This is a genomic window from Muricoccus vinaceus (genome assembly GCF_042433125.1).
Classification (GTDB): Bacteria; Pseudomonadota; Alphaproteobacteria; order Acetobacterales; family Acetobacteraceae; genus Roseomonas; species Roseomonas vinacea.
Genome location: NZ_JBHLVZ010000060.1, coordinates 44,996 through 62,331, shown reverse-complemented (window position 1 = coordinate 62,331; position 17,336 = coordinate 44,996). Strand labels below are relative to the sequence as shown.

The 17,336-nt window shown below is 74.1% G+C and carries 17 protein-coding genes; 9 read left to right on the top strand and 8 right to left on the bottom strand.

The genetic code is table 11. The annotated features are described in order from the left end of the window. The 3 genes from ACFFIC_RS17640 to ACFFIC_RS17630 are packed head-to-tail and all read right to left on the bottom strand — an operon-like array spanning window position 1 to window position 961. Window positions 1-363 (bottom strand): VOC family protein, encoded by a 363-nt coding sequence (locus ACFFIC_RS17640; protein ID WP_377052709.1) that lies wholly within the window; start codon window positions 361-363, stop codon window positions 1-3. Window positions 364-415: 52 nt separating this feature from the next. Further along, entirely contained in the window at window positions 416-649 is a 234-nt protein-coding gene (locus tag ACFFIC_RS17635; RefSeq protein ID WP_456306944.1) for a helix-turn-helix transcriptional regulator, read from the bottom strand. A gap of 15 nt (window positions 650-664) precedes the next feature. Next, on the bottom strand, window positions 665-961 hold the full coding sequence (locus ACFFIC_RS17630) for a helix-turn-helix transcriptional regulator (protein ID WP_377052705.1): 297 nt from the start codon (window positions 959-961) through the stop codon (window positions 665-667). Window positions 962-1,234: 273 nt separating this feature from the next. On the opposite strand from ACFFIC_RS17630, the gene ACFFIC_RS17625 reads away from it, so the two are divergent. The 5 genes from ACFFIC_RS17625 to ACFFIC_RS17605 all read left to right on the top strand — a co-directional run bounded on the left by ACFFIC_RS17625 (window position 1,235) and on the right by ACFFIC_RS17605 (window position 6,511). Beyond that, window positions 1,235-2,902, top strand: a complete 1,668-nt coding sequence (locus tag ACFFIC_RS17625; protein ID WP_377052703.1) for a leucyl aminopeptidase — start codon at window positions 1,235-1,237, stop codon at window positions 2,900-2,902. Window positions 2,903-2,915: 13 nt separating this feature from the next. Continuing rightward, complete coding sequence (locus ACFFIC_RS17620) at window positions 2,916-4,406, top strand: leucyl aminopeptidase family protein (RefSeq protein WP_377052701.1); 1,491 nt, start codon at window positions 2,916-2,918, stop codon at window positions 4,404-4,406. Next, on the top strand, window positions 4,403-4,849 hold the full coding sequence (locus ACFFIC_RS17615) for a DNA polymerase III subunit chi (RefSeq protein WP_377052699.1): 447 nt from the start codon (window positions 4,403-4,405) through the stop codon (window positions 4,847-4,849). The genes ACFFIC_RS17620 and ACFFIC_RS17615 overlap by 4 nt, the downstream gene beginning before the upstream one ends. A 92-nt stretch (window positions 4,850-4,941) precedes the next feature. After that, window positions 4,942-5,181 (top strand): hypothetical protein, encoded by a 240-nt coding sequence (locus ACFFIC_RS17610; protein WP_377052697.1) that lies wholly within the window; start codon window positions 4,942-4,944, stop codon window positions 5,179-5,181. A 187-nt stretch (window positions 5,182-5,368) separates the two neighbouring features. Next, window positions 5,369-6,511, top strand: coding sequence for a DUF4336 domain-containing protein (locus tag ACFFIC_RS17605; protein ID WP_377052695.1), 1,143 nt, complete (start codon window positions 5,369-5,371; stop codon window positions 6,509-6,511). Between the two features lie 7 nt (window positions 6,512-6,518). On the opposite strand, the gene ACFFIC_RS17600 is transcribed toward ACFFIC_RS17605, so the two are convergent. Both ACFFIC_RS17600 and mutL read right to left on the bottom strand, forming a co-directional pair. Beyond that, window positions 6,519-7,205 carry a hypothetical protein gene (locus tag ACFFIC_RS17600; protein ID WP_377052693.1) on the bottom strand — a complete coding sequence of 229 codons (687 nt, stop codon included), beginning with the start codon at window positions 7,203-7,205 and terminating at the stop codon, window positions 6,519-6,521. Window positions 7,206-7,277: 72 nt separating this feature from the next. Next, window positions 7,278-9,158 carry a DNA mismatch repair endonuclease MutL gene (mutL, locus tag ACFFIC_RS17595; protein ID WP_377052691.1) on the bottom strand — a complete coding sequence of 627 codons (1,881 nt, stop codon included), beginning with the start codon at window positions 9,156-9,158 and terminating at the stop codon, window positions 7,278-7,280. Window positions 9,159-9,271: 113 nt separating this feature from the next. Here mutL and ACFFIC_RS17590 point away from each other — a divergent pair, with 113 nt between their 5' ends. Further along, entirely contained in the window at window positions 9,272-9,640 is a 369-nt protein-coding gene (locus tag ACFFIC_RS17590) for a DUF2946 family protein (RefSeq protein ID WP_377052689.1), read from the top strand. A gap of 85 nt (window positions 9,641-9,725) precedes the next feature. Continuing rightward, complete coding sequence (locus ACFFIC_RS17585; protein WP_377052687.1) at window positions 9,726-11,810, top strand: TonB-dependent receptor family protein; 2,085 nt, start codon at window positions 9,726-9,728, stop codon at window positions 11,808-11,810. Between the two features lie 10 nt (window positions 11,811-11,820). Here ACFFIC_RS17585 and ACFFIC_RS17580 read toward each other — a convergent pair whose 3' ends face one another. Both ACFFIC_RS17580 and pgi read right to left on the bottom strand, forming a co-directional pair. Continuing rightward, entirely contained in the window at window positions 11,821-13,737 is a 1,917-nt protein-coding gene (locus ACFFIC_RS17580; protein ID WP_377052685.1) for a glycosyltransferase, read from the bottom strand. Window positions 13,738-13,971: 234 nt separating this feature from the next. Next, a complete protein-coding gene (gene pgi, locus ACFFIC_RS17575) occupies window positions 13,972-15,579 on the bottom strand; it encodes a glucose-6-phosphate isomerase (protein ID WP_377052683.1) in 1,608 nt (535 codons plus the stop codon). Window positions 15,580-15,748: 169 nt separating this feature from the next. Between pgi and ACFFIC_RS17570 the strand changes: the two genes are divergently transcribed. Both ACFFIC_RS17570 and ACFFIC_RS17565 read left to right on the top strand, forming a co-directional pair. After that, a complete protein-coding gene (locus ACFFIC_RS17570; protein WP_377052681.1) occupies window positions 15,749-16,132 on the top strand; it encodes a CidA/LrgA family protein in 384 nt (127 codons plus the stop codon). Next, window positions 16,129-16,848 (top strand): LrgB family protein, encoded by a 720-nt coding sequence (locus tag ACFFIC_RS17565; RefSeq protein ID WP_377052679.1) that lies wholly within the window; start codon window positions 16,129-16,131, stop codon window positions 16,846-16,848. Before ACFFIC_RS17570 ends, ACFFIC_RS17565 begins: the two co-directional genes overlap by 4 nt. A 40-nt stretch (window positions 16,849-16,888) precedes the next feature. Here the strand turns inward: ACFFIC_RS17565 and ACFFIC_RS17560 are convergent, their stop codons facing one another. Continuing rightward, a complete protein-coding gene (locus ACFFIC_RS17560) occupies window positions 16,889-17,332 on the bottom strand; it encodes a GFA family protein (RefSeq protein WP_377052677.1) in 444 nt (147 codons plus the stop codon). Between the last annotated feature and the right edge of the window lie 4 nt (window positions 17,333-17,336).

Genomic DNA, 17,336 nt, shown 5'->3' with positions numbered 1-17,336 from the left:
TCAGGGGCCGGCCGGGCAGAACACGCGCAGGCGGTGCCCGGCCGGGTCCAGCGCCACGAAAGTCGGGCCGAAAACCATGTCGGTCGGCGCCTGGGCGATCGGCAGGCCGCGCGCGGACCAGTCGGCATGCGCCGCGTCCACGTCCGGCACGGCGAAGGCCAGCTCGGCCGCCCCCGGCCCGGCGCCCGGCGCGGGCTCCACCGCGTGGCGGGACCAGAGGCCCAGCCCGGCGCCGGAGGGCATGGCGAACCCGGCGAAGCCGGGCGAGGCCTCCGCGGGCTCCCGCCCGAGCAGGCCCGCATAGAAGGCGGCGCTGGCGGGCGGGCTGTCCACGAGGAGGATGGTGAGGCCGAGGTCGGTCATGGCCGGTTCTCCTGTTGCCCGGCCGGTATGCGGCCCCCCCTGTCAGTTCCTGTCAGAAGCCTTCGATGGCCTGGGCCGCGCGCCAGTCGGCCAGCAGCACGCGCCGACGCCGGGGAAAGCGGCCGCCGGCGGGGGCGGCCTCCGCGATCCGGTCCAGGTGGAAGTGGCGGAAGTCCCCACGCGTCTCGCAGCAGGCGACCAGCACCTCCGCCGCCTCGAAGAAGCCGATGGCGGCCGGCCAGACCACGCGCTCCGTTCCCGCGCCCTTCCTATCGGTGTAGCGCAGGCAAAGCCGGGCTTCCTAGGCGATCGCGCGGCGGAGCATGGCCAGGTGCGGCGTGGGGATGCCCGGGCCGGCGAGCAGGGCGCCGGACTCGGCCGCACCGGCAATGTCGGGCGGCAGCACCGCCTCGATCTTGGCCAGGGCGTTGCCCGCCGCCGCCTCGAGCGCCTCGTCCCCCCGCCGGGCGACCAGGCGCAGCCCGAGGATCAGGGCGTCCACCTCGTCCGCCGTGAAGCGGAGCGGCGGCAGAAAGAAGCCGCGGCGCAGGACAAAGCCGATCCCCGCCTCCCCCTCGATCGGCGCGCCCTGGGCCACCAGCGTCTCGATGTCGCGGTATAAGCGTCCGGGGGGGAGACGCCGAGTTCCTCCGCCAGCGCCTGAAGAAGGTCGAGCAGGCGGGCGGAGCGGGACAGGGAAAGGCTTCCTGGCGACGGCCTCCGCCGCCACCGCAGCCCGGGGCCACCGCCAAGCCGCGCTATCGCGTGACAGAACGATGAAACGGTGAAGTGCCCGCCCCCTCCTGCGCCGCAACATGGCGGATCGTCCGGCGGGTGCTATCTTCTGCCCAACAAGAATTCAGGACCTCCCATGCTCGACCTCGCCTTCGCCAAAGCCGCCCTGCCCGAAAGCGGCGCCCTCGTCCTGCCGCTGGCGGAGGAGGACCTGGGCGGCGCATTGATGGGGGAATGGGACCGGCTGCTCGGCGGCAGCCTCTCGCGCGGCGTGGCGGCGGCGGAGTTCAAGGGCCGCAAGGGCCAGTCCACCACCCTCTACGCCCCGGGTGGCGGGCTCTCGCGCCTCGTGCTTGTGGGCCTGGGCAAGCGCGAGGCGCTGGACGCCGCCGGGGCCGAGGCGGCGGGCGGGAACGCCGCCGCGGCGCTGGGCAAGGAAACGGTGGCCTCGGTGGATGCCCGCGCGATCGGCGGCTGGGCCGGGGCGGCGGCCGATCTCGCGCTCGGCGCCACGCTGCGCGCCTGGCGCTTCGACCGCTACCGCACCACGGAGAAGCCCGAGGACAAGCCGCGCCTGACCGGCATCAAGGTGCTCTGCGAGGACCCGCAGGCGGCTAAGGCCGAATGGGCCAGCCGCCGCGCGGTCGCGGAGGGCGTGTTCCTGGCGCGCGAGCTGGTCAGCGAGCCCGCGAACATCCTCAACCCGCCCGAGTTCGCCGACCGCCTGCGCAAGCTGGAGAAGCTGGGCGTGGAGGTGGAGGTCTTCGGGCAGAAGGACCTGGAGAAGCTCGGCTTCGGCTCCATGCTCTGCGTGTCCCAGGGGTCGGCGCAGCCGCCGCGCATGGTGGTGATGCGCTGGAACGGCACGGATTCCAAGAAGAAGGACAGCAAGCCGGTCGCCTTCGTCGGCAAGGGCGTGACCTTCGACACGGGCGGCATCTCCATCAAGCCCGCGGGCGGCATGGAGGACATGAAGTGGGACATGGCCGGCGCCGGCACGGTCGCGGGGCTGATGATGGCGCTGGCGGGCCGCAAGGCGAAGGTGGACGTGGTCGGGCTGGTGGGCCTGGTGGAGAACATGCCCTCCTCCACCGCCGTGCGCCCCGGCGACGTCGTCACCTCCTATTCCGGCCAGACGATCGAGGTGATCAACACCGATGCCGAGGGGCGGCTCGTGCTGGCGGACGTGCTGTCCTACTGCAAGAAGCGCTTCGACCCGGCCTTCATGGTGAACCTGGCCACGCTGACCGGCGCCATCATCGTGGCGCTGGGCAACGAGCACGCAGGGCTGTTCTCCAACGACGACGGGCTGGCCCAGCGCATCCAGGAGGCCGGCAAGGCGGTGGGCGAGCTGGCCTGGCGGATGCCGCTGGGCGAGGCCTATGACCGCGCCATCAAGTCCGACATCGCCGACATGAAGAACGTGGGCGGCGGGCGCGCGGGCGGCTCCATCACGGCCGCGCAGTTCATCCAGCGCTTCGTGGACGGCTGCCCCTGGGCGCATCTCGACATCGCCGGCGTCGCCTGGGGCTCCAAGGACCAGCCCACCGTGCCCAAGGGCGCGACGGCCTGGGGCGTGCGCCTGCTGGACCGGCTGGTGGCCGAGCACCACGAGGGCCGCACCCCTGCCCCGGCGGAGGTTCCGGCGGCCGAGCCACCGGCCGCGGTGAGCGGCGCGGGCAGCGAATCCCCGGCGGTGCTGGCGGAAGGCGGCGGCGCCTCGGCGGACGCCTCCATCGCCGCGCCCGTGGCGCCGGCCCCTGCCCCGGCGGCCCGCCCGGCGACGCGCCGCCCGCGGCGCTAGCAGCGGCGCGGCCGTGCTGAAGCTTCGCCTGACCGAACTGCCGCGGGGGCGCCATCCCGTCGCCTTCCCGGCCGTGCCGGGCGAGGCGTTGCCGCCCGCCTATGCCCCCGCCGCGGCGGTGGCGCGCTTCGATGCGGCCCGCCTGAACGGCCCATGGGGCGAGGCGCTGCGGCTGGATGGCGTGCTGGGCCGCCGCACCGCCTGGCTGGTCGGCGCCGGGCCGCCGCGCCCGCTGCGGCTGGAAGCGGCGGGCGCGCTGGCCGTCGCCTCCATGTCCACCGAGCGGGAGGACAAGGACGCCCAGCCCGTGCGCCACGCGGTGATCGACGCGCGCGGGCTGGACCCGGCCTCGGTCGGGCAGCTTGCCATGGGCGCGGGGATGCGCGGCCACCGCCTGCCCGATCTCCGCACCGGGCCCCGGCGCGGCCTGCGGCGCCTGGACCTGCTGGTGGACGATGCCGGTGCCGCAGCCCCCGAACTCGCGCGGGTGGAGGCGGTGCTGCGTGGCGTGGGCCTTGCGCGCGACCTCGCGGCCGAGCCCGCCAACCGGCTGACCCCGACGAGCTTCGCCGACCGCCTGCTGGGGCTGCGCAAGCACGGCATCGAGGTGGTGGTGCACGGGCGCGACTGGCTGGAGCGGCACGGCTACGGCGCCCTGCTGGCCGTTGGGCAGGGTTCCGCCCATCCGCCGCGCTTGGTTGTGTTGCGCTGGGCGGGTGCGGGCGGCGGCTCGCCGGTCGCCTTCGTGGGCAAGGGCATCACCTTCGACACGGGCGGCATTTCCATCAAGCCCGCGAAGGGCATGGAGGCGATGAAGGGCGACATGGCCGGCGCCGCCGCCTGCGCGGGGGCGATCCTGGCGCTCGCGCTCCGCCGCAGCCCCGCCCCCGCCATCGCCGTGCTGGCCATCGCCGAGAACGCGACGGGCGCGACGAGCTACCGGCCGGGCGACGTGCTCCGCACCGCCTCCGGCCGCACGGTGGAGGTGGTGGACACCGACGCGGAGGGGCGGCTGGTGCTGGCGGACGCGCTGCACCACGCGCGCGGGCTGGCACCGCGCGCCATGATCGACCTGGCCACGCTCACCGGCAGCATCGTCTCGGCCCTCGGCCACCACCGCGCGGGGCTGTTCGGCAACGACGACCCGCTGCGCGACGCCTGCATGGCCGCCGGCGACGCGGTGGGCGAGCCGCTCTGGCCCATGCCGATCGGGGAGCGCCACCGGAGCGACCTCGACAGCGCCATCGCCGATCTCCGCCACTGCCTGCCGCCCGGGGGCGGTGGTCCGGGCTGGGCCGGGAAGTTCCTGCCCGACGCCTGCCAGGCCGCGGCCTTTCTGCGGGAATTCGCGGGACGCGACATTCCCTGGGCGCATCTCGACATCGCCGGCATGGATCTGCGCGAGGAGGGCGTGGAGGGCGGCGCCTATCCCCTTCCCCCCGGCCCCAGCGGCTTCGGCGTGCGGCTGCTGGACCGGCTGGTGGCGGACCGCTTCGAGACATGAGCGAGATCGGCTTCTACCACCTGACCCGCACCGCGCTGGAGGTGGCGCTGCCGCGCCTGCTCGGCCGCGTGCTGGCCACCGGCGGGCGCGCCGTGGTGCGGGTGGGCGGGCCGGAGCGGCTGGCGGCGCTGGATGCCGCCCTCTGGGTCTGCCCCGATCCGGACTGGCTGCCCCACGGCACCCCCGCCACGGGCGATGCCGACCTGCAGCCGGTCTGGCTCACCACCGAGGACGAGGCCCCCAACGGCGCCCGGCACCTCTTCCTGGCGGATGGCGCCGAGACGGCGCGGGCCGAAAACTTCGACCGCATCTTCGACCTGTTCGACGGCAACGACCCCGCCGCGCTGGCCGCCGCGCGGGACCGCTGGCGCCGGGGCAAGGCGGCCGGCCACGCGCTGACCTACTGGCAGCAGGGCCCCTCGGGCTGGGTGAAGCGGGACTGAGGGGCGGATAATCACGCGCCCGTCACAGCCCCCCTCCCTTGCTCCGCCCCCCGCGGCCTGCCACATCGGCGCAGCGTTCAGGAGCGACCCCTATGTCCGACGAAACCCAGGCCACCGAGACCATGACGGTCGGCGCCCTGATTGCCGAGTTGCAGAAGCTCGACGCCTCCCGGCCCATCGCGCTCGGCATCATGCTGGGCGGCGAGGAGGATGACGGCGACATCGACATCTACGGCATCGACATGATCGAGGAGATGGAGGCCGAGGACGGTTCCCCGGCCTATGTTATCGCCTGCGACCTGCGCGGCTCCGACGACGAGGAGGAGGGCTGAGGCCCTGCGCCGGCTCCGGCCGGCGCATCCTCCTTCGCAGGCATGATGCGGCGCGGACCGGCGGTTCGCGCCGGTTTCGTTGTGGGCGGCGGGCGGGTGTTCCCCTCAATGAAATTAGGTGATGTCGGCGGCATCCATCCCGCGGCGCTCCCGTTTCCTGCGCGTCCCTTCGGAACGGATGCGCCCGATGATTTCCACCCGCGTGCATGGGCTGATCGATTACGGGATGGCCGCGCTGCTGGGCGGGCTTTCCGCCTCCCGCGCGCTGCCCCAGCCCGTGGGGCGCCTGCTTGGGGCGGCCGGTGCCTATCACGCCGCCTATGCCGCCCTGACGGACTATGAAGGCGGGCTGACCCCCGCCCTCTCCATGCGCCAGCACCTTGCCATGGACGCCCTCGGCGGGGCGGCGCTGCTGGCGGCGGGGCTGGCCATGCGGCGGCAGCCGGACGGGGCGCGTGCGCTGCTGGTTGGGCTCGGCGTGACGGAACTGCTGGTGACGGCCTTCAGCAGCAATGCCCCGCGGCAGGGGCCGGGCCAGGGCGGCGGCCCCGCGGCGCGGCTGCTGGGTCCGGCGCATGGGCATCACGCGCATGCGGGGCACCAGGTCGGCTATCCACCGCTCGACGTGCCGAAGCCGGCGGCCGAGGGGATCTTCATCGTCGACAGCCTGCTGGAGAACGCGCTCGGCGCCGTGCTCGGCACGCGCATGACCGTGATCCGCCTGCCTGATGGCGGGCTTCTGCTGCATTCGCCCACCCGGTACTCGATCGCCCTCAAATCCGCGCTGGAGCGGATCGGGCCGGTGCGGCACCTCGTGGCACCCAACATCGCGCACTGGACCTTTCTGAAGGACTGGCAGGACGCCTGCCCGGAGGCCACGACCTGGGCCGCGCCCGGGTTGCGGCGGCGGGGCCAGGTGCGGCGGAGCGGCGTGCGGCTGGACCATGACCTCGGCGTGCAGGCGCCCCCCGAATGGGCCGGGGCGATCGAGCTGGTGCTGGTTCCGGGCGGGGCGGGCTTCACGGAGGTGGCGATGTTCCACCGCCCGTCCTCCACGCTGGTGCTGACCGACGTGGTCATCAACCTGGAGGCGCCCAAGGTGCCGCTTCCGGTGCGGCCCCTTGCCTGGGCCTTCGGCGTGCTGGCACCGGACGGCATGCCGCCGCCCTATCTGCGCGCCGTGGTGCGCTGGCGGCAGGCCGAGGCCGCGCGGGCCGCCGCGGAGCTGGTGGCGCTGCGGCCGGAGCGCGTGATCTTCGCCCATGGTGCCTGGTTCGAGCGGGACGGCGCGGCGCGGCTGCGGCATTCCCTGCGCTGGCTGCTGGACTGACACGCCCTCAGGGCGACCAGAGGGAGAACTCGGTTCCGAAATCCGTCCGCGCCAGGGCCTCGCACGGGGTGGGCCGGCTTTGGCATTCCGAACCAGGCACCGCCGCGATCCGGCCATCCCGCAGCTCCAGCACGAGCGGCACCGGGGGCGCCGACATCTTCGCGTAGGACAGCGCCACCAGGAAACGGATGGAATCGTAGCGCGAGGGATCGGCGTAGAAGATCAGGTCGCGCGAGACGGCCTCGCCGGGGTTGAGGCCGGAGGGGTCGCCGGGCGATCCGGCGGCACCCTCGAACAGGATGCCCTGGCGGAGCAGCACCTCGCCCGGCTCCTCCACGTAGTCACGGGCCTGGGCGACGGCACCGGCGGAGGGTGGCGCGGGCAGCGCCCCTTCCCCCGCGAAGCGAACGCGCACGCCGACCACGTTGTAGGTCAGTCCGAGCACCCGCACTTCCGTTTGCCCGACATTCCGGCGCGTGACGGTGGAGCGGATGGCCACGAGGTCGCCGCGCCGGCCCACCCGCTCCAGCGCGGTGCTCACGGACACCGTGGGCGGCGCCAGGCCCGGCGCGATCCGTGCCTCGTAGATGAAGGTATAAACCGCCCAGGCCCCGGCTCCGACGATGGCCAGGGTCTGGACGATGCTGTTGACCACGTCCGCGCTGAAGCGGGAGGGTTCCGTGTGCTTCGCCATGCGCCCCACCCGCTGCTGCCGCCCAGATAACCCGGGGGCGCGGCGCGGGTTGGGTGGCGCAGACGCCGCGCCTCAGCTCCGCCCGAACATGCGCGCGAAATCGCCCGCCCCCAGCCGCAGGAAGGTCGGACGCCCGTGGGAGCAGGTGGCGGCGCGGGGCGTCGCCTCCATTTCGCGCAGAAGGGCCGCCATCTCGGCGATGTTGAGCCGGCGGCCGGCGCGGACGCTGCCGTGGCAGGCCAGCCGCGCCACCGCGGCGTCCAGCCGGCGCTCCAGCGCGGTGCTTTCCTCCCAGTCCGAAAGCTCGGCCGCGATGTCGGCCAGGATCGGCCCGGGCTCGGGCGTGCCCAGCAGGGCCGGCAGGGCGCGGACCAGGATGGCGCCGGGGCCGAAGGGTTCGATCTCCAGCCCCAGCCGGGCAAGCTCCGCGGCGCGGCCGGCCAGGCGCAGTGCGTCGGCGGCGGGCATGTCCACCACGGCCGGCAGCAGCAGCGGCTGCGACCGCACGCCGCCGGCCACAAGCTGGGCCGAGAGCCGCTCGTGCGTCAGCCGCTCATGCGCCGCGTGCTGGTCCACCAGGATCAGCGCGCCGTCCGGCGCCTCGGCCAGGATGTAGGTGTCCAGCAACTGCGCGAGCGGGCGGCCGAGCGGGCCTTCCGCCGCGCTGCCCGGGGGAAGCGGCGGCGCCTCGGCGGGAACGGCCATGGCGCCGGGCGGCAGGGCGAAGCGCGGCTGCACCGGCGCGGGCGGGGGGACGGAGAAGGCGAAGCTGGCCTCGGCGAAGCCGGGCGGGCGGGCCGGGCTTTCCGTGCCGCCGGCCCAGGTGACGGATGCCTCGGAAACCGGCTGCCCGGCGCGGCTGGGCCATGAAGGATCGGGGCTGCCGGGCTCGGTTGCGGCGGCGAGGGCGGCGTCCCAGCCGGTGCGCGCCGTGCCCACGCCAGCCCCCGTGCCCAGCGCACGGCGCAGGGAGGCGATCAGGGCACCGCGCACGCCCGCGGCATCGCGGAAGCGCAGTTCGGTTTTCATGGGATGAACGTTCACGTCCACCTGCTCGGGCGGAACCTCCAGGAACAGGGCGGCCACGGGGTGCCGCCCCGAGGCCAGCACGTCGCGATAGGCCACGCGCAGCGCGGCGCGCAGCAGGGGGTCGCGCACCGGGCGGCGGTTGACCACCAGGTGCTGCTCGGCGGCGGTGGCGCGGTGATGCGTGGGCAGGGCCGCCAGCCCCTCCAGGGAAAGATCCGGCCAGCTTCCCTCCACCGGCACGGCGGCACCGGCGAAGTCGCGGCCCAGCAGCGCGGTGGCGCGGGCGGCGCGGCCGGCGGGGGGCAGGTCCAGCGCCGTGCGGCCGTCCACCTGCACGCGGAAGCCGACCTCGGGCCAGGCGAGCGCCAGGCGGCGCACCGCCTCCACCGCATGGGCGGCCTCGGTGCCCGGGGTTTTCAGGAATTTGCGGCGGGCGGGGGTGGCGAAGAACAGGTCGCGCACCTCCACCCGCGTGCCGGGCGGGGCGGCGGCGGGCGTGACCTCCCCCACCCGCCCGGCCTCCACCGCGATGGCGTGGCCCTCGCCCTCCCGCGAGCGGGTGGTGATGGACAGGCGGGACACGGCGCCGATGGAGGGCAGCGCCTCGCCCCGGAAGCCGAGCGTCGCGATGCGGAACAGCGTCGCCTCATCCGGCAGCTTGGAGGTGGCGTGGCGCTCGATGCAGAGGGCGAGGTCGGCGGGGGACATGCCGGCGCCGTCATCCTCCACCAGGATGCGGTCGGTGCCGCCGCCTTCCAGAGTGACGGAAACGCGGCGCGCGCCGGCATCCAGCGCGTTCTCCACCAGCTCCTTCACGGCGGCGGCGGGGCGCTCCACCACCTCGCCGGCGGCGATTCGGTCGGCGGTGGTGGGGGGGAGGCGGCGGATGGGCGGAATCGTCGCCAGGGCGTGGAGGGCAATCACGACGGCAGGGATGGGACTTCCCGGCCGGCAGGGCAAGCATGGCGCGGCGCGGGTGAAGGAACCGTGAGCGGTTCCGCTGGCGGGCGCATCTTCCTTGCGCTAACGGGACGGCGATGCGCCCTTCCCGCAGCCTTGTCGCGCGGCTGATCGCCGGCCTCCTGCTCCTGCAATGGGCGGGGGCGGTGCTGCCGCAGGCGCGTGCGCTGGGCATGCTGGGCCGCGCGGTGGCGACGGAGCTCTGCACCCCCTCCGGCATGAAGACCGTGCTGCTGGACGAGGAGGGGCGCCCCCTCCAGCCCCGCCACGACCTCGACTGCTGCGACCTTTGCCAGGGGCCGGCCGCGGCCGGGGTGGAGGCGCCGCGGGCGCCGGCGCGGCGCGTTGCGCTGGTTGCCCCGGAGCATCCCCAGGGCCGGGCCGGCCTGCCCCCCTTCCCGCCCCGCGCGCCTCCGCAACAGCCCAGGGCCCCACCCTCCGCCTGACTGCCTGGACCCGGCCGGTTCCCACGGAACCGGCCATGCCGCTTCCGAACGGATCGGCCCAACCATGCCTGTCAGGATTCCTTCCATGCCCTTTCTGCCCAAGCGGCGGGCCGCGTTGCTCGCGGCCGCCTGCCTGCCCCTGCCCTGCCTTGTCCAGCCCGCCCGCGCCCAGCCGGCCGAGGCGCCGCTTTCGGTGCCCGAGGTGGCCGTCATGGGCTCCGCGCCCTCCCTCACCTCCCCCGACGCCGCCGCGGCGGCGGCCCGGCTGCGGGAGGTGCCCGGCAATGTTTCCGTGGTGCCGGCGGAAGAGATCCGCATCCGCGCCGGCGTCACCACGCTGCGCGACGTGCTGGAATACGCGCCGGGCGTCTTCGCCCAGCCGAAATGGGGGGAGGACACGCGGCTCTCCATCCGCGGCTCCGGCCTGGCGCGGAATTCCCACCTGCGCGGCGTGCAGCTCACCCAGGATGGCATCCCGCTCAACCAGGCGGACGGTTCCGGGGACTTCCAGGAGCTGGACCCGCTGACCTTCGGCCATGTGGAGGTGCTGCGCGGCGCCAACGCCTTCGGCCTGGGCAGCGCGACCCTGGGCGGCGTGCTGAACTTCGTCACCCCCACCGGCCGCAGCGATCCCGGCGCGGTTCTGCGCGGGGAGGCCGGGAGCTACGGCTTTCGCCGTGCCCAGGCCGCCTATGGCGTGGCGGCGGGAGGCTTCGACGCCTGGGCCAGCCTGTCCACCCTCAGCCAGGACGGCTTTCGCCGGCACAGCCAGGGCGACAGCCGCCGCTTCAACGGCAACATCGGCTGGCAGGTGACCGACGACATCGAGACGCGGCTCTACTACGGCTACAACCACATCGAGCAGCGCATCCCCGGCACCCTCACCCGCGCGCGCGCCCTGTCCGACCCGCGCGCGGCGGCGGCGGCCAACCTCTTGGGCGACTACCAGCGCCGAATCGAGAGCAACCGGGTCGGCAGCCGCACCACCTGGCGGATCGCGCCCGGCGCGGTGCTGGAGGGCGGCGCCTCCTTTGTGCACCGGGAGCTGGACCACCCGATCTTCCAGTACATCGACCAGCGCAGCGACGACGTGAACGGCTTCGCGCGGCTGACGCTGGAGGGCGAGGCGGCGGGGCTGCGCAACCGGCTCGTGCTCGGCGGCACCGCCGGGCTCGGGGCCACCGACAACCACCGCTACCTCAACATCGGCGGCCATGCCGGGCGGCTCACCGCCTCCAGCAGCGACCGCGCGCGCACCGGCACGGTCTTCGTGCAGGACACGCTCTACCTGCTGCCAGGACTCGGGCTGGTGGCGGGGGTGCAGCTTGGCGAGGCCTATCGCGCCAGCCGCGACCGCTTCCTTGCGGACGGCGACCAGTCGGGCTCGGCCAGCTACCGCTACGCCAACCCGATCCTCGGCGCCGTGTGGGACGTGACGCGAAACGCGCAGGCCTTCGCCAACCTGTCCTGGGCCACGGAACCGCCGACGATCAGCGACCTGGTGCCGCTCGCCGCCCGCGGCTTCTCGGCGCTGCGCGCGCAGCGGGCGCGCACGGTGGAGATCGGCACGCGCGGGCGGCAGGGCGGGCTGGAGTGGGAGGTCGCGGCCTATCGCGCCGACCTGCGCAACGAGATCCAGCTTTTCGACCCCACGGGCACCGGCGCCAGCTTCGCGCTGAACGCCGCGCGGACGGTCCACCAGGGCGTGGAAGCGGCCCTGGCCTGGACGGTGCTGCGCGGCATCCTGGCAACGGGTGGCGGAGACAGCCTGGTGCTGCGCCAGGCCTATGCCTTCAACGACTTCCGCTTCGACGGCGACCCGCGATACGGCGACAACCAGCTTCCCGGCGCGCCCCGCCACCTTTACCGGGCGGAGCTGCGCTACCGTCACCCGGCCGGCGCCACGCTGGCGCCGACGGTGGAAGGGGTGCCGCAGGGATTGTTCGCGGACAACGCCAACACGGCGCGGACCAACCCCTATGCCATCCTGGGGCTGCGGGCGGGCTGGGATTTCGACAACGGCCTGTCGGTCTTCGCCGAGGGGCGCAACCTGACAAACAAGCGATACATCTCCAGCGCCTCGGTCGCCCCCGTCGCCACCCCGGCCTCGGCGCTGTTCGAGCCGGGCTTCGGGCGCAGCGTCTATGGCGGGGTGCAGTTCCGGTTCTGAACCCGGAGGATCACTCCGCGGCGGCGTGGAGCGTGGCGGCGCCGTGCCGCGCCTCGAAGGCGGCGCGCTCCGCCGCGCTGGGCTCCGCGGGGGGCATGCCCAGGTAGTCCCGCCAGAAGCGTGTGGAGCGGTGGCGCGGAAACGCCTCACGCCAGAGGGCCGAAACCGCCTGCCCCTCGCGGAGCAGGCGGCGCAGCAGGGGGATCGCCTCCCCAACCAGGGCGCGGAAATCCTCGCGCGAGCGGCGGAGGACCGGCAGGTCCCGGTCCCACCAGGTTTCAAGGACGATGCAGTCCATCCGCCCCAGCCGCGTCCAGCCCAGGGCCGCGACGTCCAGGCGGCGCGGGGGCGCTCCCGCCGCCGTCCGCCGCAGCGCGTTTCCGGCGAGGCCGCGCGCGAGCCGGCCCAGCCAGGCGAGCCGGCTGCGCGGCGGATCGAGGGGCCGGTGCTCCGCCAGCACCACGGCGCGCGGGATGCTTTGCGCCGGGAAGCGGTCCCGGATGGGGGAAAGGGAGGCGTGCAGCGCGGCCGGCGCTCTGTCCAGGATGCCCGGCCCGCGCAGGAAGTCGGCCACCGCCCGCAGGATCAGCGCCGCCTGGTAGTAGCGGAAGGTGAGGAGGTGGATGAGCAGCGCGCGCGCCATGCGCGACGCCATGCCGCGCGGCCCCGTGCCCAGGTGCAGGGCCGCCGCCACCAGCATGTTCCGCGTCTCGTAGTAGAGCTGCCAGCCACCGAGCTTGAGGTAGAAGGGTTCGTGCCAGACGCCGAGGCCGGGCATGGCCACGGCCGGCAGGCCGGCGTTGTAGAGGCGCAGGCCGAACTCCACGTCGTCGCCCCGGATGAACACCGGCAGCGGCATGCCCAGCCGCTCCACGAGGGACAGGGGAAAGCCGAGGCACCACCAGCCGTTGAAGTGGATGGCGCGCGAGGCGACGAGCCCGGGCAGGTTGTCGGGATCGCTCACGTCCAGCCCGTGGTGCTGGGGATGGAAGGACCAGTTCTGGTCCCGGATCACCGCGCCCGCCTCGTAGACGTTCATCGGCTGGACCATGTCGAGCATGTGCCCGCCGAGCGGCGTCTCGCCGGTGGCGAGCGCGAAGAAGGCGGCCATGCGGAGCAGGCTGTCCGGCTCGATCCGGATGTCGTCGTCCAGCAGCACCGCATGGGTGGCCGCGGGGTCGTCGATCGCGGCCAGGATGCCGCGGCCGAAGCCGCCCGCGCCGCCGAAGTTCGCCTGATCGATGATCCGCAGCTTGCCCGGATGGCGCGCCAGGATCGGCGCGATGGCGGGATGCTCGGCCAGGCCCGGACGGCCCTGGTTGACCACATGGATGCGCGCCATGCGCGAGAGCACGGGCCCCTCCGCCGTGATGGCCGCCAGCACGGCGGCGATGTCGGCCTCGCGGTTGAAGGTGCAGAAGACGGCGGCGAGCCCCACCGGGCGGGCGGCGGCCTCGGTCACCCAGGCGCCGCCGCGGAACTCCGCGGGGCCGCCATGGGTGGAAAGGCTGAAGGCGAGCAGGCCATGCTCGCGGAAGTTGATCGCCCGGCCCGGGATGGCCACGCGCGCGGGCGCGTCGCCCCGCAGGCGCTGCTCCAGCACCAGCGTGTCCCCCATCGGCGTGCGGCGCGTCACCCGGAGCGTGCAGGCACCGACCACGTCGAGCCGCAGAAAGATGGGACCAAGGGCGGCGTGTTCCCGCCAGTTCCCCTCAAAGAAGGCGTTGAAATAGGTGTTGAAGCCGAGCACGGCCCCGGCTGGCACCCGCAGCAGGGGCCCCGGCTCCGGGCCGTCCAGGGGCGGCGCGGCGGGGCTGAGGGGCTGCAGCGTCCAGTAGAGCGGCCGGAGGGTGACCGGACGGTCCACCACCACCCGTTGCAGCGTGACCTCCCCCACCGCGTCCAGCGGGGCCTCCGCCTTGCGCACGAAGCTTGCCGGTCGGTCAGCCTCCCGCGGCGGGGCTGAGTGACGGCGGTCCGGGAGAAGGTGTGACGACAAGGGCGATTCCTGCGGCGGACGGCCTCGCCGCAGGTGCGGCGAAGCACGCCCTCCCGTCATCGGCCGATCGGAAAGCGCCCTGCCTTAACATAGGACCGCCGAGAGGATTCTACTTGCCGAAACAGCCGGTCACATCGCCGGGGGTGGGGCCGCGCGCGCCGTTCAGCCGCCCCGCTGCCGGTGCAGCTCGGCGATCAGGGCAGCGGTGGAGGGGTCATGCTCCCCCGCCGCCGCCCCGGGCGAGAGCTCCGGCAGCAGCGCCCCCGCCAGCTGCTTGCCCAGCTCCACCCCCCACTGGTCGAAGGCGTTCACGTCCCAGAGCGCGCCCAGGCAGAAGACCTTGTGCTCGTAGAGCGCCACGAGCTGGCCCAGGGTGTTCGCGTCCAGGCGGGGCAGCACCAGGGTGGCGCTGGGGCGGTCGCCAGGGAACAGGCGGTGAGGCAGCAGGGCCTCGATGGCCCCGGCGGCCATTCCCTTGGCTTCCATCTCCGCCCGCACCTCCTCCGCGCCGCGGCCGCGCAGCAGGGCCTCGGCCTGAGCCAGGCCGTTGGCCAGGAGCTGTCGGTGGTTCTCGTCGAAGCCGTGGTCGGGGGTGGCGACCAGCACGATATCGGCCGGCACCGGGGTGGTGCCCTGGTGGAGAAGCTGCATGAAGGAGTGCTGGGCGTTGGTGCCGGGCTCGCCGAACACCACGGGGCCGGTGGCGCGGGACACGGGCGCGCCCTCCAGCGTCACGCGCTTGCCGAGGCTTTCCATCTCCACCTGCTGGAGATGCGCGGGGAAGCGGGCGAGGCGCTCGTCATAGGGCAGCACCGCGCGGCTCGGCAGGCCCAGGCCGTTGACGTGCCACACTTCGGTCAGCGCCATCAGCAGGGGCAGGTTCTCCGCCTCGGTGGCGGAAAGGAAGTGCTCGTCCATGCGCCGGGCGCCGGCCAGAAGCCCGGCGAAGACCTCCCAGCCGCAGGCCAGCGCCACGGAGAGGCCGATGGCGGACCACAGGGAGAAGCGCCCGCCCACCCAGTCGCGGAAGCCGAAGACCTGGGATCCGGGCACGCCGAAGGCGCGGGTGGCGTCGAGATTGGTGGACAGGGCGACCATCTGGGCATCCGCCGCCTCTCCCAGCGCGCCGCGCAGCCAGTCGCGCACCAGATGGGCGTTGGCCATGGTCTCGGCCGTGGTGAAGGTCTTGCTGGCCACCAGCACCAGGGTGCGCGCGGGGTCCAGCCCATGGCGCAGGGCTTCCCAGGCATGGCCGTCCACGTTGGAGAGGAAATGCGCGCGCATGGGCATGCCGTGCCGCCACAGGGCGCGCACCGCCATCTGCGGGCCCAGGTCGGAGCCGCCGATGCCGACGCTCAGCACGTCGGTGAAGCGGCCTTCGGCGTGGATGCGGGCGCAGAAGGCGCGCATGGCGTCCAGCGTGTCGTGCACGCCGGCGGAGGCGTCCTCCCCTTCCGTGCGGAAGGCGCCGCGCGGGCCGCGGAGCGCCATGTGCAGCACGGCGCGGCCCTCGGTGGCGTTGATCGCCTCGCCGGCCGCCATGGCGTCGCGCGCGGCCAGCACGCCGCGGGCGCGGGAGAGGTCCAGCAGCGCCTCCCGCACGGTGTCCGAAACCGAGGTCTTGGAAAGGTCCGCCAGGATGTCCCCGGCCCGGTGGGTGAAGCGCGCGGCGCGGGCGGGATCGGCCATGAGCGGGCGGATGGCGGCCGCCGCCGGCGCCCTCGCCAGCTCCGCCACGCGGGCCCAGGCCGCCTCCGTCGATACCGCCATGCCGGCTCCCCCTCTGATTCCCGGCAAAGGGTAGGGGGGCGCCTGGCGGGGCGGAAGCCAGGGGGCGATCACCTCTTCGCCTCGCGCCTGCCTTCCCAGGCCGGGCGGGCATGGCGGGGCCGGCGGGATGGCGGGGCAAGGGCGGCACGATCCTCGCTAAAAGCCGGGCATGATCCCAGGTGCCGCCCTTATCCTCCTCTGCCAGCTTGCCGGGGAGGCGATCGCCCACGCGACGGGCTGGCCCCTGCCCGGCCCGGTGCTGGGCATGCTCTTCCTGCTGGTGATGATGCTGGGGAACGACCTGCTGGCCGATCCCCTGCCCACCGGTTCCGTCACCGGGGCAGCGGACGGGATCCTGGCGAACCTGTCCCTGCTGTTCATCCCGGCGGGGGTGGGGATCGTGGGCAAGCTGGATGTGCTGGCCCAGTACGGGGTCGGGCTCGCCGTCGCGCTGGTGGCCTCCACCCTGATCGGGCTGGCCGTCACGGCACTGGTCTTCGCGGGGGTGGCGCGGCTGGTGGGCCAGGCGGGGACAAAGGCGGACGCGGCATGAGCGACGCGGATTTCTCCCTCTGGGTTTATCTCTCCCGCACGCCGCTGCTGTGGCTGACGGTGACGCTGCTGGCCTATGTGGCGGCGGAATGGCTTTCGGCGGCGCTGAAGCGGCACCCGCTGGCCAATCCCATCCTGATCGCCGTGGTGCTGGCCGCCGGGCTGCTGGCGGCGACGGGCACGCCCTACCGCACCTATTTCGAGGGCGCGCAGTTCGTCCACTTCCTGATCGGCCCGGCGACGGTGGCCCTGGCGATCCCGCTGTACCGCAACCGGCGCACGGTGTGGCGGGCGATCCTGCCGATGACGGCGGCGCTGCTGGCGGGCTCGCTCGCGGCCATGCTCTCGGCCCTGCTGATCGCCAAGGCCTTCGGCGTGCCGGGGAGCGTGCTGGCGGCGCTGGCGCCCAAATCGGTCACGGCCGGCGTGGCTATGGGGATCGCGGGGAGCCTGGGCGGCGACCCGGCGCTGGCCGCCGTGCTGGTGATCCTGACGGGCGCGATCGGCGCCGTGACCGTGACGCCCCTGATGAACGCGCTGCGCCTGCGGGACATGCGGGCGCGCGGCTTCGCGGCGGGGCTGGCGGCCCACGGCATCGGCACGGCGCGGGCCTTTCACGTCGATCTGGTGGCCGGGACCTTCGCCGGCATCGCGCTGGCGCTGAACGCGCTGGTCAGCGCGGTGCTGGCGCCGGTGGTGCTGCGGGCGCTGCTCTGATGCCCGGGGGCCGGTGTCCCGGCTGGGCCGGGAGCCGCGCCTATCCGGGCTGCCCGCCGTCCTCCGCCGGGATGAAGCGCAGGGTTCCGGCAATGCCGGAGCCTCTCGCCCCGTCCGATGGGTGGTTCACGCCGTCGTTCACCACCACCTCCCGGAAGTCGAAGGGGCTCACCCCCTCGAGGCAGGCCGCGTTGATCCCGAACTGGCGGGGGTCGGAGCGCCGCTGGTGGTGCGTGTAGATGCCGCACACCGAGCAGAACCAGTGCTTCGCCGTTCCCGTGTTGAAGCGGTACAGGCTGAGCCGGTCCTCCCCGCACAGGATGCGCAGGTCTTCGCGCTTCGCCGAGACGGCCACGGCGCCGCGCATCCGGCACAGGGAGCAGGTGCAGCGGCGCGCCGTGTTCAGGCCGTCCGCGAGCCGCACCTCGAAGCGGACCGCTCCGCAGTGGCAGGCGGCCTTGGTCCAGGGGATGGTCTCGCGCATGGTC

Bases quoted from the DNA above. Each gene is read 5' to 3' on its own strand.
- ACFFIC_RS17600 (WP_377052693.1), bottom strand. From the start codon at position 7,205: ATGGCGAAGCACACGGAACCCTCCCGCTTCAGCGCGGACGTGGTCAAC.
- ACFFIC_RS17615 (WP_377052699.1), top strand. From the start codon at position 4,403: ATGAGCGAGATCGGCTTCTACCACCTGACCCGCACCGCGCTGGAGGTG.
- ACFFIC_RS17585 (WP_377052687.1), top strand. From the start codon at position 9,726: ATGCCCTTTCTGCCCAAGCGGCGGGCCGCGTTGCTCGCGGCCGCCTGC.
- ACFFIC_RS17560 (WP_377052677.1), bottom strand. From the start codon at position 17,332: ATGCGCGAGACCATCCCCTGGACCAAGGCCGCCTGCCACTGCGGAGCG.
- ACFFIC_RS17570 (WP_377052681.1), top strand. From the start codon at position 15,749: ATGATCCCAGGTGCCGCCCTTATCCTCCTCTGCCAGCTTGCCGGGGAG.
- ACFFIC_RS17610 (WP_377052697.1), top strand. From the start codon at position 4,942: ATGTCCGACGAAACCCAGGCCACCGAGACCATGACGGTCGGCGCCCTG.
- ACFFIC_RS17590 (WP_377052689.1), top strand. From the start codon at position 9,272: ATGCGCCCTTCCCGCAGCCTTGTCGCGCGGCTGATCGCCGGCCTCCTG.
- ACFFIC_RS17605 (WP_377052695.1), top strand. From the start codon at position 5,369: ATGATTTCCACCCGCGTGCATGGGCTGATCGATTACGGGATGGCCGCG.
- ACFFIC_RS17565 (WP_377052679.1), top strand. From the start codon at position 16,129: ATGAGCGACGCGGATTTCTCCCTCTGGGTTTATCTCTCCCGCACGCCG.
- ACFFIC_RS17640 (WP_377052709.1), bottom strand. From the start codon at position 363: ATGACCGACCTCGGCCTCACCATCCTCCTCGTGGACAGCCCGCCCGCC.
- pgi (WP_377052683.1), bottom strand. From the start codon at position 15,579: ATGGCGGTATCGACGGAGGCGGCCTGGGCCCGCGTGGCGGAGCTGGCG.
- ACFFIC_RS17625 (WP_377052703.1), top strand. From the start codon at position 1,235: ATGCTCGACCTCGCCTTCGCCAAAGCCGCCCTGCCCGAAAGCGGCGCC.